Origin of the sequence: Rhodococcus sp. WY5 (genome assembly GCF_018588185.1) — a bacterium.
Taxonomy (GTDB): domain Bacteria; phylum Actinomycetota; class Actinomycetes; order Mycobacteriales; family Mycobacteriaceae; genus Rhodococcus_F; species Rhodococcus_F qingshengii.
This window is the reverse complement of the sequence record NZ_JAAMPR010000001.1, coordinates 3,698,374-3,722,507: the sequence shown is the minus strand read 5'-3', so window position 1 is coordinate 3,722,507 and position 24,134 is coordinate 3,698,374. Positions and strand designations below refer to the sequence as shown.

The window sequence follows — 24,134 nt, the reverse complement described above, 5'->3', positions numbered from 1 at the left end:
CGCTGAATCGAAGGAGGCTTTCCGAATGCGAGTAGTCATCGCCGGCTCGTCCGGTTTGATCGGAACGGCCTTGGTGTCATCGTTGCGCTCCGACAACCACGACGTGGTGCGTCTGGTGCGACGCTCGACCGCCGGCCCCGACGAATCGCGTTGGGACCCGGACCACGACCGTCTGGACCTCTCCGTCCTGCAGGGCGCCGACGCCGTCGTGAACCTCTGCGGCGTCGGCATCGGCGACAAACGGTGGTCGGGTTCCTACAAGCAAGCGATCCGTGACAGCCGCATCGTCGCGACCGACGTCTTGGCCGAAGCGGTCGCGAGTCAGAAGGTTCCCGTCCTCGCCAACGCGAGCGCCGTCGGCTATTACGGCGACACCGGCGACAAGATCGTCGACGAGGATTCGCCGGCAGGCACAGACTTTCTCGCCACGACGTGTCGCGATTGGGAACTTGCCACCGAACCGGCGCGTGCGGCGGGTGCCCGCGTCGTCAATCTGCGGTCCGGCGTCGTGATTTCACCTCATGGGGGCATGCTCGGTCGGCTTCGGCGCCTTTATTCGTTCGGCCTCGGCGGGCGCCTGGGCAACGGTCGCCAGTACTTTCCGTGGATCTCACTCGAGGACGAGTGCGACGCGATCAAGTTCGCGCTCACGACTTCCGAACTCTCCGGTCCCGTCAACCTGACCGGTCCGGCCCCTGTCACCAATGCCCAGTTCAATGACGCCATGTCCCGGGCGGTCCACCGCCCGGCTCCCTGGATCGTTCCCGGGTTCGCACTCGAAGCGTTGATCGGAGAATTCGCCAAGAGCGGCATCCTCGGTGGCCAGCGCGCCATTCCCGCAGCTTTGGAAAGGGCGGGATTCTCTTTCCGCCACAACACGATCGGCGAAGCGCTGGCGGCCGCACTCGGTTGATTCCGAAGTCGGGCGTAATCTCTACGTCCATGAGCAGCGCTGCCGTTTCCGCCCGGTTCTCGAAACTGCCGATCGCCGTCGAGCAACTCGGTTCGATCGACTACAACGCCGCGTGGGACCGCCAGCGTGAGCTCGCGGCTGCGCGGGCGGACGACATCGGACCGGACACGCTACTGCTCCTCGAACACCCGCCGGTGTACACGGCAGGACGACGCACGGAACCCGAAGATCGTCCCGTCGACGGCACGCCTGTCATCGACGTCGACCGCGGCGGGAAGATCACCTGGCACGGCCCCGGCCAGCTGGTGGGATATCCGATCGTGAAACTGGCCGAGCCCATCGACGTGGTGCGGTATGTCCGACGCATCGAGGAAGCACTGATCACGGTGTGCACGGACCTCGGCCTGAACTGCGGGCGCATCGAAGGCCGCTCCGGCGTCTGGCTGCCTGCCGAACTCGCAAACGGGCAATGGAAGCCCGAGCGCAAGGTTTCTGCCATCGGCGTGCGCGTCCAACGGGGCGTGGCACTGCACGGCTTCTCCCTGAACTGCAATTCGGTCCTGACCGGATTCGACAACATCATTCCCTGCGGCATCCGTGACGCCGGGGTCACGACGCTGTCGCATGAACTCGGTCGCGACGTCACCGTGGACGAAGTCACTCCCGCTGTGACCGAGGCAGTGATCGCTGCTCTCGACGGAACCATGCCCGTCACCGAACGGAACGTCGAGCGCGTCACCTTCGAAAGCGCTTCGCCTACTCCGACTTTTACTACCGTTCAGTACAGCTGACGGGCTCGCCCGAACCCCGTTGCAGTAATCACCGGGCGTAGGATCACTGTCGTGACTATCGCCCCAGAAGGACGTAAGCTGCTCCGTCTCGAGATCCGAAACGCGGAGACGCCCATCGAACGCAAACCCAACTGGATCAAGACCCGAGCAAAGATGGGCCCCGAGTACACGGAGCTCAAGGGCCTGGTCAAGCGTGAAGGTTTGCACACCGTCTGCGAGGAAGCGGGCTGCCCCAACATCTACGAATGCTGGGAAGACCGCGAAGCCACCTTCCTGATCGGCGGTGAGCAGTGCACACGCCGCTGCGACTTCTGCCAGATCGACACCGGCAAGCCCGAAGCCCTCGACCGCGACGAGCCCCGTCGCGTCGCGGAAAGCGTTCAGGCCATGGGCCTTCGGTACTCCACGATCACCGGCGTCGCCCGCGACGACCTCCCCGACGGCGGCGCCTGGCTCTACGCCGAGACCGTCCGCAAGATCCACGAACTCAACCCGGGCACCGGCGTCGAGAACCTGGTTCCGGACTTCAACGGCAAGCCCGAACTGCTCGACGAGGTCTTCGCCTCACGCCCCGAGGTCCTCGCACACAACCTCGAGACCGTCCCCCGCATCTTCAAGCGGATCCGTCCGGCATTCCGGTACCAGCGCAGCCTCGACGTCATCACCGCAGCACGCGACTACGGACTGGTCACCAAGTCCAACCTGATCCTCGGCATGGGCGAAACCCCTGAAGAGGTCACCGAGGCGATGGCAGATCTCCACGCCGCCGGTTGCGACATCCTCACCATCACCCAGTACCTGCGCCCCTCGCCCCGGCACCACCCCGTCGAGCGGTGGGTCAAGCCCGAGGAGTTCGTCGCACACTCGAAGGCTGCAGAAGAGATGGGCTTCGCCGGCGTCATGGCCGGTCCGTTGGTTCGCTCGTCGTACCGCGCCGGCCGCCTGTATGCGCAGGCCATGGCACATCACGGCCGTGAACTTCCCGAGGCGCAGCGTCATCTGACCGAGGGCGGCGACGCTTCCCAGGAAGCCAGCTCACTCATGGCGCGCCTGAATCGCTGATCCACTTTTTTGCTGTGCGCCTTATTAACCGCGGGCGGTTAGTAAAGGCGCACAGCAATGGACGTATCCTGGGTACATGGCGAACGGCAGCAAATCCGGTAAGGGCAAACCCACCAAAGAGGCAAAGGCTGCAGCGAAGGCTGCCCGCAAGCAGGCTTCCAAGGAACGTAGAACTCAGCTCTGGCAGGCATTCCAGATGCAGCGCAAGGACGACAAGCTCCTCCTGCCGCTGATGATCGGCACCCTCGTCGGTGCGGCTCTGGTCTTCTTCCTTGTCGGCCTCATCTGGGGCCTTCAGTGGTTCCTGCTGCCGATCGGCATCGTTCTCGGTCTCCTCGGCGCCTTCATCATCTTCGGTCGTCGCGTCCAGAAATCGGTGTACAAGAAGGCTGAAGGTCAGGCCGGTGCCGCTGCGTGGGCGCTCGACAACATGCAGGGTGCGTGGCGCGTCACGAATGCCGTCGCCGGCACTACCCAACTCGATGCCGTTCACCGCGTCGTCGGACGGCCGGGTGTCATCCTCGTCGCCGAGGGTTCGCCGCAACGCGTCAAGGGCCTCCTCGCGCAGGAGAAGAAGAAGACCGCCCGCCTCATCGGCGACACCCCGATCTACGACATCATCATCGGCAACGACGAGGGCCAGGTTCCGCTCTCGCAGCTCCAGCGCTACTTGAACAAGTTGCCCCGCAACATCGACACCAAGCGCATGGACAACATCGAGGGTCGCCTCGCTGCACTGAGCGCACGCGGCGGCGGAGCAGCGCTTCCCAAGGGCCCGATGCCCGGAGGCGCGAAGATGAAGGGAATGCAGCGAACCATTCGTCGTCGCTGACACTCCCCCACAGCAAAACGAAAGACCCGGGCCCACACGGACCCGGGTCTTTCTTTACTTCGAGAAATTTGTGTCAGCGCGACTTCACGAGCAAAGTGCCGGTCGCGCGGTCCTGCATACCGCGACCGTCGATGTCGGTGATGGTCGCGGGAATCACGAACACAAGCAGTGCCTGACGTCCGAGCGCGCGCACGAAGCCCACTCGGATCGGGCCTTCGATACGCGCAACCTGAAGTCCGAGGACGAACTGCCCCGGGGTGAAGTTGAACAGAGCCACGGTGACGACACCGACGGCGAACCACACCATCAGCGTGACAGTCGAGGTCATACCGTCGAAGAAGTCGCCGGTGATGAGCGAGGCCACTCCCACAGCCATCACCCAATCCACCAACAGTGCCGCGATACGACGGCCCGAACCGACCAGCGAACCCGGACCCTCCTGAGGGAAACCGAGGAGCTCGCCACGGTACGACTGCTCACGGCCGTCCGCGCTCTTCGGCAAAGCTGCTTGCGGCCCAGAGAGCCAAGTTCCGGTGATACGTGCCATGCTGTCCAGGATAGGCGTCGCAGCACCGTAGTCCAGATTTGCCGGGTTTTAACTGTGTGGCCGGTCACATGGACTTCGGAAATCCCCAGGATGCTGCGACGCGTAACACTGCCGAAACAAAGGGTTGACGAGCGGGCAACACCAGCTCCCTACCGTCTGCCTCGACGGATTCAACCGACATCACTTGGCTGAAGCGACTTAAGGAGCACAAGCGTGGCGTTCACCACGGCCGAAGAGGTCATCAAGTACATCGCGGACGAGAACATCGAGTACGTCGACATTCGGTTCAGCGACCTGCCCGGCGTCCAGCAGCACTTCTCGATCCCGGCGTCTGCTTTCAACCAGGACGTGTTCGAGGACGGCCTCGCATTCGACGGATCTTCGGTCCGCGGATTCCAGTCGATCCACGAGTCCGACATGATGTTGCTTCCCGACGTCACCACGGCGCAGATCGACCCCTTCCGCAAGGCGAAGACCCTCAACATCAACTTCTTCGTGCACGACCCGTTCACCCGTGAGTCCTACAGCCGCGACCCGCGCAACGTTGCCCGCAAGGCCGAGGAGTACTTGGTCAGCACCGGCATCGCGGACACCGCATTCTTCGGCGCCGAGGCCGAGTTCTACATCTTCGACTCGGTTCGCTACGACTCCGGCATGAACTCCGCTTTCTACGAATTGGATTCCATCTCCGGTTCCTGGAACACCGGCGCAGAGACCAACGCCGACGGCTCCCCGAACCTCGGCTACAAGGTTCGCGCCAAGGGTGGCTACTTCCCCGTCGCTCCGTACGACCACTACGTGGACCTGCGCGACGAAATCTCCACCAACCTGACCAACGCAGGCTTCGAGCTCGAGCGCGGCCACCACGAGGTCGGCACCGGCGGACAGCAGGAGATCAACTACAAGTTCAACACGCTGCTCGCAGCTGCTGACGACCTGCAGCTGTTCAAGTACATCGTCAAGAACACCTGCTGGCAGCACGGCAAGTCCGCAACCTTCATGCCGAAGCCGCTCTTCGGTGACAACGGCTCGGGCATGCACGTCCACCAGTCCCTGTGGAAGGACGGCAAGCCCCTCTTCCACGACGAGTCCGGCTACGCGGGCCTCTCGGACATGGCGCGCCACTACATCGGCGGCATCCTGCACCACGCTCCGTCGCTGTTGGCCTTCACCAACCCGACGATCAACTCGTACCACCGTCTGGTGCCGGGCTACGAAGCCCCCATCAACCTCGTGTACAGCCAGCGCAACCGCTCGGCAGCTGTCCGTATCCCGATCACGGGCAACAACCCGAAGGCAAAGCGTCTCGAGTTCCGCGCACCCGACTCCTCGGGTAACCCGTACCTCAACTTCGCTGCACAGATGATGGCCGGCCTGGACGGCATCAAGAACAAGATCGAGCCGATGGCTCCGGTCGACAAGGACCTCTACGAGCTTCCCCCGGAGGAGGCTCGCAACATCCCGCAGGCTCCGACCAGCCTCGAGACGGTCATCAACCGCCTCGAAGCCGATCACGAGTACCTGACCGAGGGTGGCGTCTTCACCACCGACCTGATCGAGACCTGGATCTCGCTCAAGCGTGAGCAGGAAATCGCTCCGGTCAACCTGCGTCCGCACCCGTACGAGTTCGAGCTCTACTACGACGTGTGATCCGCATCCTGACGTAAGTCAGACCTGCGAGTACCGAGTCCACCCGTCCCGCTTCTGCGGGGCGGGTGGACTTGTTTCGGTCCGAGGGAAACCCCTCGGACAGATGATGACCGGCCTTCATACCGGACGCGGTCGAATCGCGGATCAGCTGCGGGCACGTTGACCGATGGCCGCATTGTTGACGATATGGGCGATTCGACCTGCCCGTGTTGCGTCTCGAGCGGCACTGACGATCCACCACAGCATCTGTTTGCGGGCGCTGGGCGGAAAACTGTCCCAGTTGCTTCGCGCTTGCGTGTCCAGGTCCAGCGCCGCCTGCAAGTCAGATGGTTCCTCGAGGTCTTCGACTTGGTCGAGAATCGTCCACCAACCAGTGGATTTCGCGGCAGCAATGGCACCACGACCAGCAGCGGTCATGAGGCCACGCGCCTCCATATCAGCTGCGCGTTCGCGGTTGAGTCGGGTCCAGGAACTCTTGCGTCTCCGCGGTGTGAACAGTTGCAAATTGCGCTCTTCGTCGAAGATGGTGTTGGTGGAATCGATCCACCCAAAGCAGATCGCTTCCTCAACGGCCTGAGGGTAGGGGCAGCGTGGTCGGCTGGTGGTGGTGCGCCAGGAGCACAACCACACTCCACGGCCTGCAGTGTGATTGTCCGTCAACCAAGTTCGCCACTGTTCGCGAGTCTCGGCGTGGATGATCGGGTAGTCGGACTTCCACGTCGGGGGGTGGACGGAAGCCGGCGGCGATGATTTCGAATCGGTCACTTACTCTCCAAGCCTAGAGGGAAACGGATACGTGTCTCGATAGACGAGGGGCCTGCGCAGGGAACACGTCCCCGCGGCAACTTGGACGTGAATGGTCTTGTCGCGCAATCCTCTTCTGACTGTCATGGTGGCGAGACCCTGAGGTGAAGGGCGAGCCGACTGACGGTGTCGGCAAGCTCGGTTGGTTCGATGACGACCACTGGGGCGGTGAGCGCAATGCGCGCAACCGTCATGGCGAGCCTGCCGAGATCTTCGCTGCGGATCTCGACAAGGCAGCGGTCCGCTGCCACCTCGATCGGTGTGTGGTCAATCCATCTGAGTACGCCCTCGAGGTCGGCGAACGTAGCTTCGATGGCGAGTTTTGCATCGTGGTGACGGGGTGGCGAGCCAACTGATCTCGCGACGAAGCCTGCCGCGTCACCGCCCGGGATCTCGCGTGGCGTGAAATGACTGCCTGCCAGCCAGGGCTCCGAGAGCCGGTCCAGTCGAAATGTTCGCCAATCCGAACGATGGTGGTCCCATGCTACGAGATACCAACGACGCCCCGCCGTGACAAGGCGGTGCGACTCGACGAGTCGTCTGCTGCTCTCGCCATCACCTCGCCGATAGTCGAAACGAACGTGCTCGTGGTCGCGACATGCCGCAGCGAGCACACTGAGTGCTTCGGGATCGACGATGTCGTCATTTGCCCGCCGCATGGAACTGACGCTCGAATGCAGTGCCGACACACGTCGGCGTAGTCGATGGGGCAGGAGTGTTTCGATCTTCGTCAGCGCGCGCAGCGCCGTTTCTTCGATGCCTCCGATGGCGGCCTCGGCGGCGTAGCGCAGTCCGACGGCTACCGCCACGGACTCGTCATCGTCGAGGATCAGGGGCGGCACGTGCGCCCCCGTTGCAAGTCGGTAGCCCCCGTATTTTCCGGACGTGGAATCGACCGGATAGCCGAGGTCGCGTAGGCGATCGATGTCGCGGCGTACCGTCCGCTGCGTGACATCGAGTCGTGCGGCAAGTTCGGCACAGTGCCAGAAGCGATGAGTCTGAAGGAGCGAGAGCAGTTGCAGTGCTCGGCCTGTGGGATCGTTCCGCATTTCTTCAGATTGCCAGCGATCTAGGACTTTATGTGTCCACGATGCTCCCTATCGTCGGAGCAACCGGTCGATCCAGACACGAGATCGGTACTCGAACTCAAAGGAGCATCCGTGAATCCATCCGACTTCCCCAGGCCCGTCCTCATCCCAGTGAACGGCGTGGAACTCGAAGTCTTCGAAGCAGGGCGACACAATGCCGGGAAACCCATCGTGTTGTGTCACGGATGGCCAGAGCACGCCTATTCCTGGCGATACCTGATGCCCGCCCTTGTCGAGGCGGGCTACCACGTCATCGTCCCGAACCAACGCGGCTACGGCAATTCGTCACGTCCGACCGAAGTGACGGACTATGACATCGAACATTTGGCGGGTGATCTCATCGCACTACTCGATCCCTACGGCTACGACGATGCCACCTTTGTCGGTCACGATTGGGGCGCCTTTGTCGTGTGGGGCCTGACCCTGTTGCACCCGGACCGGGTAAACAAAGTGATCAACCTGAGCCTGCCCTACCAGGATCGAGGAGAGCAGCCGTGGATTGAGTTCATGGAAGCCGTGCTTGGCGGTGATTTCTACTTCGTCCATTTCAATCGACAGCCGGGCGTTGCGGACGCGGTGTTCGAAGACAACACCTTCCGGTTCCTCCGCAACCTGTACCGGAAGAACGAACCCCTCAGGGAACCTCAGCCGGGTATGGCGCTAATCGATCTCGCCAGAGCAGAGACACCACTCGGTGAGCCTCTGATGAGCGATAGCGAATTGGCCGTTTTCGTCTCCGCCTTCGAATCGGCAGGATTCACGGGCAGTGTGAACTGGTACAGGAACCTTGACCGCAACTGGCATTTGCTGGCGGAGGTGGACCCGATCATCCAACAGCCCGCACTCATGATCTACGGCGACCGTGACGCGATCGCGAGAGCTGAGAACCTGACAGAGTTCGTGCCCAATGTGGAAGTAGTCAATCTCGACTGCGGTCACTGGATCCAACAAGAAAGACCCGAAGAGACCAACCAAGCGATCTTGAACTGGCTGCAGCGGCAGGATGCCACATAGTTTCAAGGCTAGGTGCGGTCTCAGTGAAAATGTCAGTCTCATTCAAGTCCAGTAGGGGGCTTGATCCGGACCGACCGTCTTCGAGATTTGGCGAGAGCGGCGGTAAACAAACCATGCACTCAACCCGACGATGGGCACAAGCCAAATCCCGACAGAGAAGGCGACAGCGCGCCACACACCGACTCGCCCGGACACAGAAACCACATCGGCCGTTCCGACAAGACACAGGGAAAGCCAAATCAAGGCGAGAATGAATCCGCCGCCGTAAGAAGAAAGAATGCTTCGAATCCGTCCATGCAGTCCATTCCACTGTCGGCGCAGTCCTGAAGCCCAGCCGCACCGAGTAGGGAAATGTTCACGGTGGCGATGCTACGGGCCAGGGCGTCCCGAACTGCCGAACAAGCGGGCGGATTCGGCGATGCGAACGCCGCTCAGCCCGAACAGAGTAGAAGCCCCACCCCCGTGGGGAGGGCGGGGCTTCCTCTGGTCCGGCGCTCACGCACAGTGGGAGGGTGGTGGACATGCCGGACCGACGACACGGCAGGGAGTCAAGCTGCCGCGCCCAAGCGCTGACCTGAAGGAATGCGCCTGAGATCGTGGTTACGAGAACCATCAAACCAGACAAACTGGACGCATGTTCAGGAATCGCGAGATTCGACCCCCGCACGTCAGAAAGATCTCACTGCACCCGATAGGTTTCGCTGCGGACAGGATCCACCAACCGCCGCATGACCTCGTACTCGCGGTCCGGATCCGTGTACGGCGGAATCATCATCAGAACGAGTTGACGACCATAGATGTCGTCGAGATACATCAAATCGTGGGGCTGGCCAGGGTACGGACCCCGCACTTCCAGTCCGTCGACCTCGTCGATACGACGCTGCGCGCTGCTGATCGTGTTCCAGTCGAACGCAACCCGCGCGATCGGCCCCAACCTCAGCGAAAGTGCGGATATCAGATCGTGAAGCTCCGCCGTGACGTTCGTGGTCCACGGGAACCACGCGCCGTCAACCGATGCCTTGACGGCACCTTGCCCACGAAGCAGGAATCGCGGAGTCCGCGTCGGCGACGGGAAAGGTTGCCCGACATGGCGCTGCGGCGCTTCCATTGCATAGTCGAGAGTGCTGATGTGCGCCATGACGAGGCTCCTTGACGGAGGATTCATGGAACCGTCAGGCAGAGGTGCCCGGTCGTGGGTTCCATACCTTCAGACTACTCCGCTACGCAATCCCGACTACGCATCGACGGAAATGATCACGCCGGTGTCGCCGTACGGGAACGGACCATTACCGATGTGACCGAGGGTGTTGAAGAATTTCGAAATAGGCACCATCACACCGTATTTCGCTTTGACTTTGCTGCGGATCTCGTCGAATTCTGCTCCACCGCTCACCAACTGAGCGGTCCCGGCGACCGGCGACGCACCGTCGGCAACCTTTCCGCGGTTGTTGCACGGCACCACGGTGACGCGTGGGTTGTTCCGCAGACGCTTGGCCTTACCCGACTTCGAGGAAGTCCAGAAGCCGATACGTCCGTCAGGCAGAGGCACGACCCACGTCGGCGTGGCTACGCCGTCACCGCTCTTACGGAATGTGGTGACCGCGATCGTCTTCTCTTCGCCCAGGGACATGAGACGAGCGTATGCCTCCACAACCTCCACGACCATGCACGCGAATGAATTTTCTCTGCCTCAGGCGTTTCAAAACGGGCAATTATCCGGACGAAGGTGAACAACAGGTGCCCAGTGGTGGAAATGTCGCGGAACGACCCCGTCTCAGGTCGATTTGTGGCCCGCCGGTGTTGGAACATGACTTCTCGTGAATGCGGAACTCATCGTTCTCCTCGTCGTCGTCGTAACCGCTCTGGGGTTCGACTTCACCAACGGTTTTCATGACACTGGCAACGCTATGGCCACGTCGATTGCAACCGGCGCCCTCAAGCCCAAGGTGGCAGTCGCTCTGTCTGCTTCCTTGAACCTGGTCGGAGCTTTCCTCTCGGTAGAGGTTGCTGCCACCGTGGCCAAGGGTGTGGTGAACCTCGGAAATGTGGGTGGCCAAGCGCTGCTCACCATCGTCTTCGCCGGCCTTGTCGGCGGCATCATCTGGAACCTGGCAACGTGGTTGCTCGGCATCCCCTCGAGTTCCTCACACGCGCTGTTCGGCGGACTGATCGGCGCCGCAATCGCGTCCCTCGGAATGAGCGGTGTCGCCTGGAGCGGCGTCCTCAGCAAGGTTGTCATCCCCGCAGTTCTCGCGCCCGTCGTGGCCGGCTTGGTTGCCGCGGCCGGCACCTGGCTCATCTACCGCATCACCTCCAACGTCGGAGAAGAAACCAAGGACAAAGGTTTCCGACTCGGCCAGATCGGTTCGGCTTCACTCGTTTCCCTTGCCCACGGCACCAACGACGCACAGAAGACCATGGGCGTCATCTTCCTCGCCCTGGTAGCCCACGGAACCATCTCCGCCGACGCGGACATGCCGTTCTGGGTCAAGCTCACCTGCGCGCTCGCGATCGCTGCCGGAACCTACCTCGGCGGTTGGCGAGTCATCCGCACTCTCGGCAAGGGACTTGTCGAGATTGCCGCACCACAAGGCATGGCAGCCGAAGCATCCTCTGCTGCAATCATTCTCACTTCCAGCCACCTCGGCCTTCCGCTCTCCACCACCCATGTGGCGACGGGTTCCATCATGGGAACCGGTCTGGGACGCAAGGGCGCCGAAGTTCGTTGGGGTGTAGCCGGACGTATGGCGGTCGCCTGGTTGATCACTCTTCCGTCCGCTGCAATCGTCGGCGCTCTGTGCTGGGGACTGGCCGACATCGTCGGCGGCCTGCCCGGTGTCCTGGTCGTCTTCGCCGTGCTCATCGCGTTGGCCGGCTGGATGTACCTGCGCTCCCGCAAGGAGCCCATCGATCCGAGCAACGTCAACGCCGAGTGGGACGGCGGCCTGGTGCCTGCAGAGGTCCCCGGTCCGGACGCCCGCGTCACCACCGACGTCAAAGCCTGAAAGAGGGAATCGACATGGATATCTTGAAAAACACCGTCGACTCGCTCTGGCAGGTCGTACTGGTCGGCCTCCTGCTGGGCGCCGGACTACCGGCGATCTTCGCAATCGGCCTGAAGTCGCTCGACGCCGGACAACGTGGCAGTGGCGGCGGGAGCACTGCCGTCGCGGCTCGCAGTCCGTTGGCCGTGGCAGGCGCAGTGGTGTGCTTCGCGGTCGTGCTCATCGCGATCGTCACCGGAATCCTCTTCATCATGCAGGGCTTCCTCAGCCACACATTCGGCATCGAGATCTTCTGATCCCGTGCGCCCTCACGAGCGGAAAGACATCACCGTGACTGCACCGACTCCATCCCTTCCTCAATCCATTCTTGACTGGCTTCGCGCCGGCTACCCCGAAGGCATACCGCCCAAGGACCGCATTCCGCTGGTCGCATTGCTACGACGCAAACTCTCGGACGCGCAAATTCGAGACATTGCCATCGGCGCTGCACTCGCAGAACTGAGCGACGTCAACAGCGACCAGGTGATCTCGAGCGACGAGATCAGCGCTCAGATCGCCGATCTGACGAGCCAGACTCCCTCGGACGAGGACATCGCGCGCGTTGCCTCCGTCCTTGCTGCCGCCGGGTGGCCCCTCGCTGATCTCGACAGCCACTGAAGCTCGATTCGTTGAGTCTTCCACCACTTCTGGCTTCGATACTCGGCTGGCTGCGTGCCGGGTATCCGAACGGTGTGCCGGAGCAGGACTACGTCCCTTTGATGGCCCTGCTCCGGCGACAACTGTCCGGCGACGAGATCGCCGTTCTTGCTGACGATCTCGTCGCCGGCTTTCCGCTTCCGGTCGATCCGATCGACTTTCCCGGTTCGGTCGATCCGATCGACATCGGCGTCCTCATCACCAAGGTCACCGACGATATTCCGCACGAATCGGACGTCGCTCGGGTACGTGAACACCTGATTCGTGGAGGTTGGCAAATCGTGGCACAACCTCCGGTCGACGACGCCTGACGGCATTACGGTAAATCGGACCAGTTTGATAACGAACCGGTAACGGTGCCGTCGAGGTCAATACAGACCACTTAGTGTCATAAGGAATTCCGCGCCTCGGGGGGCTCGGTCGGATTTCGGTGTGCAAGCACCTTTGGGGCGGGAGTGATACATGCACGAGGCTCACACAGATTTGGCGAAGAACCCAGATATTTCGAACCCGGATCTTTCGAGAAACCGTATTTCGAAACGAATCAAGCGTCGGATCCTGGGCCTCGCAGCGACAGCACTCGCACTCCCCCTGACCGCAGGCCTGATCAGCGGATCGGTAGCGACCGCAGCGCCCGCGCGTACCGCCCCGGCCGGTGGCTACGAGGAAGTGTTCGTAGACTCGTCGATGGGACAGATCAAGGTTCAGATCCAGTGGGCTTCGCGCGGCGGCAACGCGGCGCTCTATCTTCTCGATGGCCTACGAGCACGCGACGACCGAAACGCATGGAGTTTCGAGACCAACGCTCTCGAGCAGTATCGCGGCGACAACGTCACCCTGGTCATGCCGGTCGGCGGGCAGTCCAGCTTTTACTCCGACTGGTATGCGAACAGCAATTTGAATCGCCAGCCGGTCACGTACAAATGGGAAACCTTCCTCACCCAGGAACTTCCCGCCTATCTGGAATCGCGCGGCGTCTCCCGAACCAACAACGGCGTGCTCGGACTGTCCATGGGTGGCAGCGCGGCACTGACGCTAGCCGCCTACCACCGCGATCAGTTCAAGTTCGCCGGTTCGCTCTCGGGATACCTCAACATCTCAGCTCCAGGCATGCGTGAGGCGATCCGGGTGGCCATGGTCAGCGCCGGGTCCTTCAATGTCGATGCAATGTGGGGACCGCCGTGGAACCCCGCTTGGCTCCGCAACGATCCCTTCGTGTTTGCACCCGAACTGGCTGGGCTCTCGCTGTACATATCCGCTGCGAGCGGCCTGCCCGGGCAGTTCGATCAACCGCGTCGGCCCGTCGACTTCGTGAATACCGGTAGCGCCATCGGGCTCGAGGCCCTTGCCTTGATGAACTCACGGGCATTCCAACTGCGCATGAACTCCCTGGGAATTCCGGCAACGTACAGCTTCCCGGCCAACGGCACTCATTCGTGGCCGTACTGGGGTGCAGAACTGTGGAAGGCCCGAGGCCAGATCCTCGACACCCTGAACGCTTGGTGAACTGACAACGACTCGATCACCGACAACCGCAGGCCCCGACCGATATTCGTTCGGGGCCTGCGTCGTTCGAATTCAGAGCGCGGCAAAGAGATCCACGGTATTGCCGTCGGGATCGAGAAGAACGGCGTAACGCTGCCCCCATACGGCGTCGAAGGGCGCCTTGTGCCCGGGGAAGTCGGCTGTCATGCGCTGATACGCCTCGTCTACTGCGGCGGGAGTCCCGAAATCGAAGGCCAAAGCGACGGGGTGTCGACCTTCCCCGACAGCGAAGTCCGGATCGAAGCTCGCGATGGTGGACAGCGCGTCCCAGGCCAGCCGAAGCCCACCGTCGAAAGTGAACTCCACATGCGGAGCGTCAGCGGGTGTTTCCGGAATGTCGAGCCCGAGGGTTCGGTAGAACGCGAGGGAACGCGCGAGATCGTTGGTGACGATTTCGACGAGATCGAGTCTCGGAGAGACGGACACGGTATTTCTCCTGTTTCGGGTCGAGAAGTGATCGGCGAGTGTGTGACGATGATCTGATGACCGGCACTGACACCCTCGCTCTCGACGGTAGTCGGACGGTAGCGTCGAGTCTTGAACAAAACGGCCACACCTATGTCGAGACTCGGATCACCGGTTCGGCCGGCCTCTTCAGTTGCACGTGGAAAAGCACCAGCGAAGCCCATACGCCCACGGAAGCAAAGCGGATTCTTCCCGATCTCTGCGCCGACTTCATCGTCGACAGCACCGGAAAGTCGTGGCTCGTCGGACCTGCCACCGGTGCCGATCTGGTTTCGGTCGCCGCCGGTACAACCATGTGGGGCATCCGGATCAATCCACCGGCTCTGCGGAGCCTGCTCGGCACAGCTGCCGACGCGGTGCAGGATTCGAAGATCTCCTTCGACGACATCCTCACTTCCAGACAAGCGCGGGTACTTGCCGACGCCCTGAGCCACGAGGCAGTCGACGCTCACCTACTGGGCCAGTTGTGGCGCGGACTGGAACCCGACCACGGAATCGAGCGTGGTTACTCCGCGCTCATCTCCTCCCCTTCCACGCCGATACGAGAGATTGCTGCAGACCTCGGTGTTTCCGAACGTCATTTCAGACGATCGATCACATCGGCGGTCGGGCTGTCCCCCAAACTGATTCAGAAGGTGCAACGAATGCAGGACGTGTTGACTCTCAGCCGCGGCGCAAATCTCACGCTGTCGTCGCTGGCCGGTCGCGCCGGCTACGCCGACCAAGCCCACCTCGCACGCGATACGCGTGCACTGGCAGGCCTGACACCGACTCAGCTACTGCGCGAGCACCGGTAACGATGAGTGAAGAACTGTTCGCCGCCCTCGATCACCTGGCTGCCACGTCAGCTGTCGTGATCGATCGCCCCCGAGGGTCGGCACACCCGCGGTACCCCGATGCGATCTATCCGCTCGACTACGGTTATCTCGACGGCACGGTCAGCGCGGACGGCGACGGGATCGATCTGTTCCGAGGCTCGGCCGTCGGCAACGGTGTTGTCGCCGTGGCCGTTGTTGCCGACATCGTCAAGAAGGACGTGGAAGTCAAGATCCTTCTCGAATGTACTGCGTCTGAAATCGACACTGCCACAGCATTTCTCCGCGACGTTCTAGGTCTCGGTGCCACTGTCTTGCGGCGCGCCGTCAGCTGAGTTCGTCGAATCGCGGAACAAGATGCTCCGCAACCCACTTCGCTTCCTCGATCAGAGGCCAACCTGCCAGGATCAGTGCAGTCAAACCGGTTCGGCTGCGAAGCGTGCGTACCGAGTCCGTGATCGAATCCGGATCGCCGACGTAGTACACGGCCGATGACCCGGTGCCGAAGATGTCGAGGGGTGACCACGCCGTGATACCCGCGTACAGCCCGTCACCGACGTACAACTCCTCCGGTTCCGGAAGTCGGCCGGAGGCAATCTTGTCCGCCCAACCCTGTCGCTGAGCGTCGCGGGCGGTGAAGGTCTTGAGGTCTTGCTTCCCCTGAGTACGACGACGCACTGCGTTGTCCAAGACATGAGCGATCTGCTCGACGCCCGTCTTCTCGAACAACGAACGGAACCGGTCGTGCGCCTGCGCCTTGGTGGGGCGAACGATCACACCGGTGAGCGCACCGAAGTCGGTGAACTCGCGCCCGGCTGCCTCCGCCGCCGCCCGTGCGGCAGAGAATTTGTCTTCGATGAACGAAGTCTCGCGCAGCATCGCCAAGTAGGTGTCGAGCACCTTGCCTGAATTCGCCAGGCCTGCAGGCGAATCACCGGTACCCCACAGCGGAACCTGATGCCCAGCGGGCGCATCGATACGCAGTGGTGTGTTGGGAAAGTTCGACTCCGTGCCTTCGGCGTAGATGCGGCGGAAGTCCGCCCAGTACTGCTCCCCCAACTCGTAACGCTCGTCGTGGGGCACGTTCATGTCGTACTTGGTCAGGATGTTCTCGCGTCCGTTGACCGAGTTGATCAACAGTCGGCCGCCGCTGAAGGCGTCGAAAGTCAATGCCTTCTCCGCCAGCAGTCGCGCCGGCGTCATGTTCGCGTAGACGGCGACGAGGAACTTCATGCGCGTGGTGTGCGCTGCCGCCCACGTCGCCGAGATGAACGGATCGTTCGGCCAGGTGGCAACAAGCGCACCTTCGAATCCGCCGTCGTCGATGGTCTTCGCGAGCTCGATCTGCCTGGCCCCGTCCACGGGGAACAGCCCACCGGGGCTCCACGGGTAGTCCCCGTCGGCCTGGGTGAGATACCAGAATGTCTTGATGCCCATCAGTTCTGCACTCCAGCCGGCAGGTCGAACGATTCGATTCGGGCACGTGAGCGGATGGTGTCCGCATTCACGTTGTAGAGCGCGTCGAGGTACGCGACCGCGAAAGAACCGGGGCCCGAGGCATTTTCCTCGGCGATCTCCGATGCCACGGCAACATGCGTGTGCGCGGCAACCAATCCGTCCAGCGCGGTCGACGTGACGGCGAGGTAGGCGGCGACAAGACCGCCCAGAGAGCAACCGGTACTGGTCACGCGCGGCAACAGTGCGCTGCCACCGGAGACTCGGATGCCCCGAACGTCACCGCCCGCATCGCGGCCGACGATGTAGTCGACCGGTCCGGATGCCGACACGGCATCTGCATGCTTCAAGAGTGACAGAGCGGCGGGCACTGCGTCGGCGGAATCGGAGGCACTGTCGACGCCGCGGGTGTCACCGCCGAGTCCGGCCAGAGCGATGATCTCCGACGCGTTCCCCCGGATTGCGCTGGGGTGAAAGCGCAACAAGTCCACAGCGATACCGCTCCGCCAGGGTAGTCCGCCGACACCGACGGGATCCAAAACCCATGGCGTACCGGCAGTTCGGGCCGCTTCTGCTGCTATCAGGAAAGCTTCGGCTGTCCCGTCGTCCGGCGTTCCGAGGTTGACGAGCACTCCCCCGGCGATGGCAGCGAACCCACCCGCTTCGTGGACGTTGTCGATGTGAGCGTTGCTTGCGCCGGCGGCGAGCAGAACATTGGTCAAGAAGTTCGCAGAAACGATGTTGGTCAGCGACTGGACGAGCGGTACCTGATCGCGGAGTGCGTCGATCGCCGACGCGACGGTTTCGACAGAGACAGTGTCAGACATGAGAATTCCTTCAGGACGGGAGGTAATTGAGGACTGCGGCGATTCAGGACCGCGGACATCGAACATCCGCAAGCGCGCCGCCGGGCTCACCGCCGACAACCATCGGCAAAGTCGGATCTGCAGTCCATTCCTCCAACGAACCGTCATAGACCTTGACGTCCTCATAGCCGCCGCGGATCAGTGCGAGTGCTGTCAGGCACGCCGAAACTCCACCGCCGCAATAGATCACGACAGGTTCAGCGGCGGCTGGTAGAACGTCAGCAGATTTCGACCGAACATCGTCCGCCGGAAGCATCCGGGCATCGGCGTCGAGAAGACCCTTCGCAGACAGATTCACACTTGACGGAATATGTCCGCGTCGCGAATATCGCGTCTTCTCCGTTCCCTCGTACTGCTCAGGCGCCAGCGCGCACACCAGCGTTCCGGCTTCTTCTCCTGAGGACAGTGAGGCAACGCGAGGTAGATCGACCCACAGGCCGAGGTCCGTCACACTCCAACGCTTCGACGCCGACGTGTGGGTGACGTCGTCGCCGCTCGCGAGGGCGAAGCCGCATCGAGTCCATTCGGCGAGGCCACCGTCGAGGACCCTTGCTTCGATGCCGGCGTTGCGAAACACCCACCAGAGCCGTGATGCCCAAGTGGTCGAACCCTGGTCGTAGATCACGATTGTCGCACCCGGTTCGATACCACTGGATTGGAGATCGGAAATCAACTGCTCCGTTGACGGGCGTGTGAAATGCAGCGCCGCTTCCCTTTCGGAAAAGACGTCCATGAGGTCGACGTGTCGGGAACCCGGGATGTGCGAGGAAACCCAGCCGTCGTACCCGGACTCCGGGCGATAGTCGCCGTCGAATCGCGCGGGAGGAAAATGAACCGTCGCGTCGAGCACAGCGACGCCTCCCTCGCGCAGCATCGCGTCGAGTTCAGCAGCACTCACCAGCGGCGACGCGGTCTCTCCAGCCACTTCAGACCCTCTCCCTCGGAAACGAACAAGCACGAATCTAAATGAGTACTAGCGTATACGCAAGTACTCACTCGTCGCCGATGGCATAATCGAACGCGCTCTACTTGCATGCACAGGAATGAGGACACATGGATCTCGACGCCGATACGAGCACCACCGATCTGCTGGTGCCGGAGGCTGCGCTGGGCCGGTCCGATCAGACCTCGCGGCAGTACCTGCGCCTGCGAGCCGACATCCTGGCCGGCAAGTTCCCCCAGGGCTCTCCGCTGCACGAGACTCAATTGTGCGAATCGTACGGCGCATCGCGTACCCCGATCCGCGAGGCACTCAACTGGCTCGCGCACGACGGTCTACTCGAACGAGCCGCCCGCGGTTTTCGTGTCCGTTCCGGCACACCCGAGGACGTCATCGAAATCTACGCAGCGCGGGTTGCCCTCGAATCGGAAGCCGCCGGCGCCGCCGCACTCCGCCACAGCGATCTCGACCTTGCCCGCCTGGACGGATTGCACGAGTTCTGCTGCACTGCAACAGAAGGTACCGAGGTTCGTGCCGGAAACTTCAAGTTTCACAAGGCCCTCTGGCAGGCCGCCCACAATTCCACGATCACCTCATTGCTGATCCGCCTCACCACCCAACTGCGAATCTACGACAGCGGCCCGCCGTCGAACTACGGCGAACCTGACCTGCTCAATTCGGAGCATCAAGAGATCCTGAACGCCATCCGCGCCCGGGACGAATCGTCCGCACGTGGTCACATGCGCAACCATCTCGAGCGCAGCCGCGACCAACGAATAAGGATGTTCGCCAGCCGCTGACTTCAGACAGCCCAGATTTCTGCACGCCGACGCCTGCGCCGCCGTCGCTCAGACGGGGAGCGTGCCGGTGTCGACGTCGTACACGCTCTCGGCCGGGCTCGACATCACTCGATCCGCCATCTCCTGCTTGAGCTCTGTCAGCCGTGACTCGTCTTCGGCCGTCCGGTCGGACTTACGGGACAGAGTGATGAACTCGTCGACGACGAACCCCTCCCGAACAGTCAGCGTGACGCTCGCGCCGCGATAGGTGATCCGAAATACATACAGCGCGAGCGTGTTTCCACGTTCACGCCTGGCCAAGGATCTGTCAACGGTGTACCGCCCTTCGGTCACCGCGCGCGTGACCAACTCGAACGCATCGCGCACTCCTGGTCCGCCGTGTGCGGTGGCCACGACCAGGTCACGACGCTCGACGGAGCCCTCCGCGCCGAACACACCGAGAGCACGCTCGAGAACCTTGTAGGCATGGGCCACGCCGCCCGGGGCCTGCGGACCGTGATAGCGGAGGGCGTCCTCGTACGTGAAGTCGAGCGTCGTCCCGTGATCGGTCACGGTGAGCGTGGTGGTCATGATGGGCGTCCTTGCCGGTCAGTGCTGGCGGTCGATCGGATTGATCCGCGAGACGATGAGCGGATCGATCGGGGTGAAAGGGAAGTGCGGCAGCTCCCGCTCCGGAACGCCGAACGAGGCCGAGAGAACGCTGCGCGAGAACGCGGAAGCCGTTGCACGGTAGCCTATGTCGCCCGGCGTCGGCTGGTCGAAGAAGATGAGGAAATTGATGTCCTCGTCGCCTAGAACCTCGATATGATGGGGATAGGCACGCGGAACGAAATACACCTGACCGGGCTCCAGTAGGTAGGTGTCGAGTGATCCGTCGGGATCGAGAACCGTCATCCGCCCATGACCACGATGCACGTATCCCATTTCGGCAGTGACGGGATGCCAGTGTGGCTCACGCATTCCACTCTCGCGAATAGTCAACGAGTACATCGAAAGATCTTCCAGCGCCGCCCAATACTGCTTTCGCGCCACTTTCGCCTGTCCGTACGGATATGCGAGAGGCGCGATCTGGCCTTCGAGATCGAAGAGATGCGCGTTGGGAAAGCCGGCGGTATCGGGAACGACGGCGGCGCCGTCCCGCCGAACTATCTGGGACGCATCGGCCCTACCGAAGACGTCGAAGGCTGACGCGGCGAGGTCGTAGGTATTGCCGAGCACCGCGTTCGACATTGCGCTGACGCTACTCTGCAACGAAAAGTGCTGCGGGAGTGAAGTACGCAGGGCAGCGATGATCTCCGCCTCCTCCTCTCCGACATTCTCGATGTGATAAATCGCGCCGGATTCGACGTGATACATCTGCCCCGCTCGCACCACGAAACTGGCGAACTCGTCGGCATTGCCCAGCATCGAGACGAGCACGGTTCCGCTGGTGATGTAGGCGATCTGGTTCGCGTTGACGTTCCATTGTGGTTCACGGATCGCGCCGGGACCGAGAACAATTCGTTTGATCGACAGACCGGACAGGATCGGCAACGAACTCGTGTCGAGCTGCGAGATCGACCCGAGTTCGTTCTCGAAGACACTGGGGCCATTGCGTAGTGAGGCAACGTGTGTAGACATGGCAATTTTATCCTTCCCACTCTGGTCCTTTCGACTCCGCTCCCTTCCGCCTCGCTGACGTCAGTCCTCGATGAACGCGAGAATGTCCTGGTCCAGTGTCTTCTGATATGAGCCGTAGATACCGTGAGGTGCGCCCGGATACACCTTCAGCGTGCCCTTCTTCACCAGCTTGATCGCCTTCTCGGCCGCTGCGCCGATCGGCACGATCTGATCGTCGTCGCCCTGAGCGATGAGGAACGGAACGTCGATGGCTTCGAGATCGGAGGTCTGGTCCGTCTCCGAGAATGCCTTGACGCAGTCGTAGGCCGCGGCGAGGTTGACCAACATACCTTGCCGCCAGAAGTCGTCCTTCGCCCCTTGCGAGACGTCGGCACCTTCGCGGTTCGCGCCGTAAAAGCTCTCGCTGAGATCCTTGTAGAACTGCGATCGGTCTCGCAGAACTCCCTCACGGATGCCGTCGAAGACCTCGATCGGTGTGCCTTCGGGGTTGCCGTCCGACTTGACCATGATCGGCGGTACGGCGCCGGCGGTGATCACCTTCGCCACGCGCCCTTTGCCGTGCTGCGCCGCGTACCGGACCACTTCCCCGCCGCCGGTCGAATGGCCAACCAGGACCAGGTCTTTCAGGTCGAGTGTGTCGATCAGCTCAGCCAGGTCCTTGGCATATGTATCCATGTCGTTGCCGGTGTACGTCTTCGACGAGCGACCGTGTCCTCGACGATCGTGCGCGATGGTCCGGTATCCGGCGTCGGCGAACAACTTCATCTCGACCTGCCACGCGTCAGAACTCAGCGGCCACCCGTGGCTGAGGACGATCGGCCGGCCGACGCCGTGCTCGGTGTAGTAGATCTCGGTTCCGTCGGAGGTGGTGATGTAGGGCATGCTCTGCTCTTCTCTGTCGAGTCGTGGACTGAGATCCGGACACGGTGCCCGGTTTCCTCACTCTGCGAGTGCCCACTACGGGGGCAGTCGACTCATCGATCGACAGAAATGTGCGTGGGGGCAGAAGACTCCGGCCCGACACCACGAAGCGTGGTGCCGGGCCGGAGCCTTCAGTCAAAGGGAAACGATCAGTAATCGTCCTCCGTGTAGACGATCATCCCGCGCAGATTCTTTCCTTCGAGCATGTCGGCGTACCCCTCGTTGATCTCCTCGAGCTTGTAAGTCTTGGTCACCAACTCGTCGAGTTTGAGTGCGCCGCTTCGGTAGTGATCGAGCAACTTGGGAATCTGGGACCGTGGCCCTACCCCGCCGAAGATGGCTCCCTGCAAACGCTTCTGCAGAAGGGTCAGCTCGAAGAGGCTGAGCGTCACCTGCGAATCTGCGTAATGCCCCATTCCGACGACCACGACCTGGCCACCCTTGCCCGTCGCGCTGAGCGCGGGCTGAATGATGTCGCCGTGAATCTCGCCCACGGTGATCACGGTGACGTCGGCCATCTTGCCCCAGGTGATCTCGCCGATCACCGGTAGCGCTTCCTCGAGGGAGGCAAAAGTGTGTGTGGCGCCGAATTCCTTTGCCTTGTCGCGCTTGAACTCGACGGGATCGATCGCGATCACAAATCGTGCTCCGGCGGACGCCGCACCCTGCACCGAGTTGATTCCGACGCCGCCGACGCCGACGACCACCACCGTGTCGCCGACCTTGGCTCCACCGATTGCGGTGGCCGATCCCCAACCGGTGGCAACACCGCAGCCGAGCAAGGCCGCCTTGTCGAGCGGGATGTCCTTCTCGATCTTGATCACCGACGCCTCGTTGACGGTCACGTACGGCGAAAATGTTCCGAGCAGGCACATCTGGATGACCGGCTCGTCGTCGAGGGTGACGCGGTACGTCTTGTCGGAGATCGCCTGCCCGGTCAACAGGCCGGCTCCTTCGTCGCAGATGTTCTGCAGACCCTTCGCACAGGACGGACAACGTCCGCACGCCGGGATGAAGGCGAGAACCACGTGGTCGCCTTCTTCGACGCTCGCGACACCCGGTCCGACCTTCGTCACCACTCCGGCGCCTTCGTGCCCGCCCAGGGCCGGGTAGAAGGGCAGCGGGCTGGCGCCCGTACGCAAATGTTCGTCCGAATGGCACAGCCCCGATGCGGCGAGTCGGACCTGCACCTCACCCGAGACCGGGTCCCCCAGCTCGACCTCTTCGATCTCCCACGCCTGACCTGGCGCCTTGACTACCGCTGCCTTGACCTTCACCTGCACTCCTCGAAATTCTTCGTGATGCACGGACGACGAAAGAACGCGCCGGCATTTGTGTCGCCGATCACACTCCATGTACGAGTGTGCCTGAAGTAGCCCGAGAATACCGTCGGTCCGTGTGCCTTTTTGGTAGTGGGCACTACCAAAAAGGCGCACGGCTAACATGGACACAGTGGCCAAGGGAACTCGCAAGACCAGAACTCGCAGCAGTACTCCCGAGCGAGGCGAGTCCGGTCCCGTCGCCGGCACTTTTCCGATCGATACCGGGACGTGCGAACTAGTCCGCGATCAGTACTCCGATGACAGTTGGATCATCCAGATCAACGGAGTGCCCAGTTCCCACGTGAACGTCGCGGATCCCACGGTGCTCGATTTCGAGTACATGCGGTGGATCGCGCATCTGGTCGATTCCGAACGTGACAAGGCCGAGCGCCTGCGGGTGCTTCATCTCGGCGGTGGCGCCTGCTCCATGGCCAGATACTTCGCCGCCACCTACCCTGACGCGCGTCAAGTGGTGGTCGAAATCGACGGTGCTCTGGCGGAACTCGTACGCGATTGGTTCGACCTCCCGCGCGCGCCTCTTCTGCGCATCCGCGTCGGAGAAGCCCGCGCCGTCACCGAAACTCTCACCGAGTCCACCCGGGACATCGTGATTCGAGATGTCTTCGCCGGCAGCACAACTCCGACACCACTGACGACGGCGCAATTCACCACCCACGTACGACGCGTGCTCGCACCGGGCGGCATCTACATCGTCAACTGCGGCGACACCCCGGATCTCCAGGGCGCGCGCAGCGAGGCCGCAACCATCGGCGCACAGTTCGAACACATGGCGATCATCGCCGATCCCGCGATGCTCAAGGGCCGCCGCTACGGCAACATGATCATCGCGGGCAGCGACGTACCGATCGGCGGGCAACCCGCGCTCGCGCGCGAGCTACTCGGCGGCGGAGTTCCCGCCCACGTGTGGCAGAACGCCGAAGTCCGCAGGTTTGCCGCGAACGCGGCGATTCGGCAGGACTGAC

The 24,134-nt window shown here is 62.2% G+C and carries 28 protein-coding genes; 15 read left to right on the top strand and 13 right to left on the bottom strand.

Annotated features, from left to right (window positions below; all coding sequences use genetic code 11):
• Positions 1–25 precede the first annotated feature (25 nt).
• The 4 genes from G4D79_RS17420 (at position 26) to G4D79_RS17405 (ending at position 3,598) form a co-directional block, all read left to right on the top strand.
• Positions 26–913 (top strand): TIGR01777 family oxidoreductase, encoded by an 888-nt coding sequence (locus tag G4D79_RS17420; RefSeq protein ID WP_214514278.1) that lies wholly within the window; start codon positions 26–28, stop codon positions 911–913.
• Positions 914–942: 29 nt separating this feature from the next.
• Positions 943–1,704, top strand: coding sequence for a lipoyl(octanoyl) transferase LipB (lipB, locus tag G4D79_RS17415; protein ID WP_083058833.1), 762 nt, complete (start codon positions 943–945; stop codon positions 1,702–1,704).
• Between the two features lie 51 nt (positions 1,705–1,755).
• On the top strand, positions 1,756–2,766 hold the full coding sequence (gene lipA, locus G4D79_RS17410; protein WP_003941610.1) for a lipoyl synthase: 1,011 nt from the start codon (positions 1,756–1,758) through the stop codon (positions 2,764–2,766).
• Positions 2,767–2,842: 76 nt separating this feature from the next.
• A complete protein-coding gene (locus G4D79_RS17405) occupies positions 2,843–3,598 on the top strand; it encodes a DUF4191 domain-containing protein (protein ID WP_003941625.1) in 756 nt (251 codons plus the stop codon).
• Between the two features lie 73 nt (positions 3,599–3,671).
• Here G4D79_RS17405 and G4D79_RS17400 read toward each other — a convergent pair whose 3' ends face one another.
• Entirely contained in the window at positions 3,672–4,145 is a 474-nt protein-coding gene (locus tag G4D79_RS17400) for an RDD family protein (RefSeq protein ID WP_003941579.1), read from the bottom strand.
• Positions 4,146–4,358: 213 nt separating this feature from the next.
• Here G4D79_RS17400 and glnA point away from each other — a divergent pair, with 213 nt between their 5' ends.
• Positions 4,359–5,795 carry a type I glutamate--ammonia ligase gene (gene glnA / locus G4D79_RS17395; protein ID WP_003941609.1) on the top strand — a complete coding sequence of 479 codons (1,437 nt, stop codon included), beginning with the start codon at positions 4,359–4,361 and terminating at the stop codon, positions 5,793–5,795.
• Between the two features lie 144 nt (positions 5,796–5,939).
• Here the strand turns inward: glnA and G4D79_RS35255 are convergent, their stop codons facing one another.
• Positions 5,940–6,560, bottom strand: a complete 621-nt coding sequence (locus G4D79_RS35255; RefSeq protein ID WP_214514277.1) for a YdeI family protein — start codon at positions 6,558–6,560, stop codon at positions 5,940–5,942.
• 122 nt (positions 6,561–6,682) lie between these two features.
• Positions 6,683–7,648: a YafY family protein gene (locus tag G4D79_RS17385; RefSeq protein WP_007735427.1), complete on the bottom strand. Its 966-nt coding sequence runs from the start codon at positions 7,646–7,648 to the stop codon at positions 6,683–6,685.
• Between the two features lie 111 nt (positions 7,649–7,759).
• On the opposite strand from G4D79_RS17385, the gene G4D79_RS17380 reads away from it, so the two are divergent.
• Entirely contained in the window at positions 7,760–8,701 is a 942-nt protein-coding gene (locus tag G4D79_RS17380) for an alpha/beta hydrolase (protein WP_308252591.1), read from the top strand.
• A gap of 679 nt (positions 8,702–9,380) precedes the next feature.
• Here the strand turns inward: G4D79_RS17380 and G4D79_RS17375 are convergent.
• Both G4D79_RS17375 and G4D79_RS17370 read right to left on the bottom strand, forming a co-directional pair.
• Complete coding sequence (locus tag G4D79_RS17375) at positions 9,381–9,839, bottom strand: DUF5994 family protein (protein WP_214514276.1); 459 nt, start codon at positions 9,837–9,839, stop codon at positions 9,381–9,383.
• Positions 9,840–9,935: 96 nt separating this feature from the next.
• The gene (locus G4D79_RS17370) at positions 9,936–10,331 is read right to left on the bottom strand and encodes a PPOX class F420-dependent oxidoreductase (protein ID WP_250887541.1); all 396 of its coding nucleotides are present in this window, start codon (positions 10,329–10,331) and stop codon (positions 9,936–9,938) included.
• Positions 10,332–10,518: 187 nt separating this feature from the next.
• Here G4D79_RS17370 and G4D79_RS17365 point away from each other — a divergent pair, with 187 nt between their 5' ends.
• From G4D79_RS17365 to G4D79_RS17345, 5 genes are all read left to right on the top strand, one after another.
• Positions 10,519–11,706 carry an inorganic phosphate transporter gene (locus tag G4D79_RS17365; RefSeq protein WP_047270833.1) on the top strand — a complete coding sequence of 396 codons (1,188 nt, stop codon included), beginning with the start codon at positions 10,519–10,521 and terminating at the stop codon, positions 11,704–11,706.
• Positions 11,707–11,720: 14 nt separating this feature from the next.
• Positions 11,721–12,002: a hypothetical protein gene (locus G4D79_RS17360; RefSeq protein WP_003941641.1), complete on the top strand. Its 282-nt coding sequence runs from the start codon at positions 11,721–11,723 to the stop codon at positions 12,000–12,002.
• Between the two features lie 34 nt (positions 12,003–12,036).
• Positions 12,037–12,363: a DUF3349 domain-containing protein gene (locus G4D79_RS17355; RefSeq protein ID WP_308252590.1), complete on the top strand. Its 327-nt coding sequence runs from the start codon at positions 12,037–12,039 to the stop codon at positions 12,361–12,363.
• A gap of 11 nt (positions 12,364–12,374) precedes the next feature.
• A complete protein-coding gene (locus G4D79_RS17350; RefSeq protein ID WP_214514273.1) occupies positions 12,375–12,713 on the top strand; it encodes a DUF3349 domain-containing protein in 339 nt (112 codons plus the stop codon).
• Positions 12,714–12,864: 151 nt separating this feature from the next.
• Positions 12,865–13,908, top strand: coding sequence for an alpha/beta hydrolase family protein (locus tag G4D79_RS17345; RefSeq protein ID WP_214514272.1), 1,044 nt, complete (start codon positions 12,865–12,867; stop codon positions 13,906–13,908).
• A gap of 72 nt (positions 13,909–13,980) precedes the next feature.
• On the opposite strand, the gene G4D79_RS17340 is transcribed toward G4D79_RS17345, so the two are convergent.
• Positions 13,981–14,373, bottom strand: coding sequence for a VOC family protein (locus G4D79_RS17340; RefSeq protein ID WP_214514271.1), 393 nt, complete (start codon positions 14,371–14,373; stop codon positions 13,981–13,983).
• Positions 14,374–14,429: 56 nt separating this feature from the next.
• Between G4D79_RS17340 and G4D79_RS17335 the strand changes: the two genes are divergently transcribed.
• The gene (locus G4D79_RS17335; protein WP_250887540.1) at positions 14,430–15,209 is read left to right on the top strand and encodes an AraC family transcriptional regulator; all 780 of its coding nucleotides are present in this window, start codon (positions 14,430–14,432) and stop codon (positions 15,207–15,209) included.
• Between the two features lie 2 nt (positions 15,210–15,211).
• Positions 15,212–15,562 carry an inorganic pyrophosphatase gene (locus G4D79_RS17330; RefSeq protein WP_047270827.1) on the top strand — a complete coding sequence of 117 codons (351 nt, stop codon included), beginning with the start codon at positions 15,212–15,214 and terminating at the stop codon, positions 15,560–15,562.
• Here the strand turns inward: G4D79_RS17330 and G4D79_RS17325 are convergent.
• The 3 genes from G4D79_RS17325 to G4D79_RS17315 are packed head-to-tail and all read right to left on the bottom strand — an operon-like array spanning position 15,555 to position 18,473.
• Positions 15,555–16,664: an LLM class flavin-dependent oxidoreductase gene (locus tag G4D79_RS17325; RefSeq protein WP_007735443.1), complete on the bottom strand. Its 1,110-nt coding sequence runs from the start codon at positions 16,662–16,664 to the stop codon at positions 15,555–15,557. The genes G4D79_RS17330 and G4D79_RS17325 overlap by 8 nt on opposite strands.
• On the bottom strand, positions 16,664–17,509 hold the full coding sequence (gene thiM, locus G4D79_RS17320; protein ID WP_214514269.1) for a hydroxyethylthiazole kinase: 846 nt from the start codon (positions 17,507–17,509) through the stop codon (positions 16,664–16,666). The genes G4D79_RS17325 and thiM overlap by 1 nt, the downstream gene beginning before the upstream one ends.
• A 43-nt stretch (positions 17,510–17,552) precedes the next feature.
• Positions 17,553–18,473: a sulfurtransferase gene (locus tag G4D79_RS17315; RefSeq protein WP_214514268.1), complete on the bottom strand. Its 921-nt coding sequence runs from the start codon at positions 18,471–18,473 to the stop codon at positions 17,553–17,555.
• Positions 18,474–18,601: 128 nt separating this feature from the next.
• Between G4D79_RS17315 and G4D79_RS17310 the strand changes: the two genes are divergently transcribed.
• Positions 18,602–19,288 (top strand): GntR family transcriptional regulator, encoded by a 687-nt coding sequence (locus G4D79_RS17310; RefSeq protein ID WP_214514267.1) that lies wholly within the window; start codon positions 18,602–18,604, stop codon positions 19,286–19,288.
• 48 nt (positions 19,289–19,336) lie between these two features.
• On the opposite strand, the gene G4D79_RS17305 is transcribed toward G4D79_RS17310, so the two are convergent.
• The 4 genes from G4D79_RS17305 to G4D79_RS17290 form a co-directional block, all read right to left on the bottom strand.
• Entirely contained in the window at positions 19,337–19,858 is a 522-nt protein-coding gene (locus tag G4D79_RS17305; protein ID WP_003941639.1) for a hypothetical protein, read from the bottom strand.
• Positions 19,859–19,876: 18 nt separating this feature from the next.
• Entirely contained in the window at positions 19,877–20,908 is a 1,032-nt protein-coding gene (locus G4D79_RS17300) for a cupin domain-containing protein (RefSeq protein WP_214514266.1), read from the bottom strand.
• Between the two features lie 60 nt (positions 20,909–20,968).
• Positions 20,969–21,790 (bottom strand): alpha/beta fold hydrolase, encoded by an 822-nt coding sequence (locus tag G4D79_RS17295; RefSeq protein ID WP_003941629.1) that lies wholly within the window; start codon positions 21,788–21,790, stop codon positions 20,969–20,971.
• A 188-nt stretch (positions 21,791–21,978) separates the two neighbouring features.
• Positions 21,979–23,106 carry an NDMA-dependent alcohol dehydrogenase gene (locus tag G4D79_RS17290; RefSeq protein ID WP_003941634.1) on the bottom strand — a complete coding sequence of 376 codons (1,128 nt, stop codon included), beginning with the start codon at positions 23,104–23,106 and terminating at the stop codon, positions 21,979–21,981.
• 166 nt (positions 23,107–23,272) lie between these two features.
• Between G4D79_RS17290 and G4D79_RS17285 the strand changes: the two genes are divergently transcribed.
• Entirely contained in the window at positions 23,273–24,133 is an 861-nt protein-coding gene (locus G4D79_RS17285; RefSeq protein ID WP_083059123.1) for a spermidine synthase, read from the top strand.
• The last annotated feature ends 1 nt before the right edge of the window (position 24,134 follow it).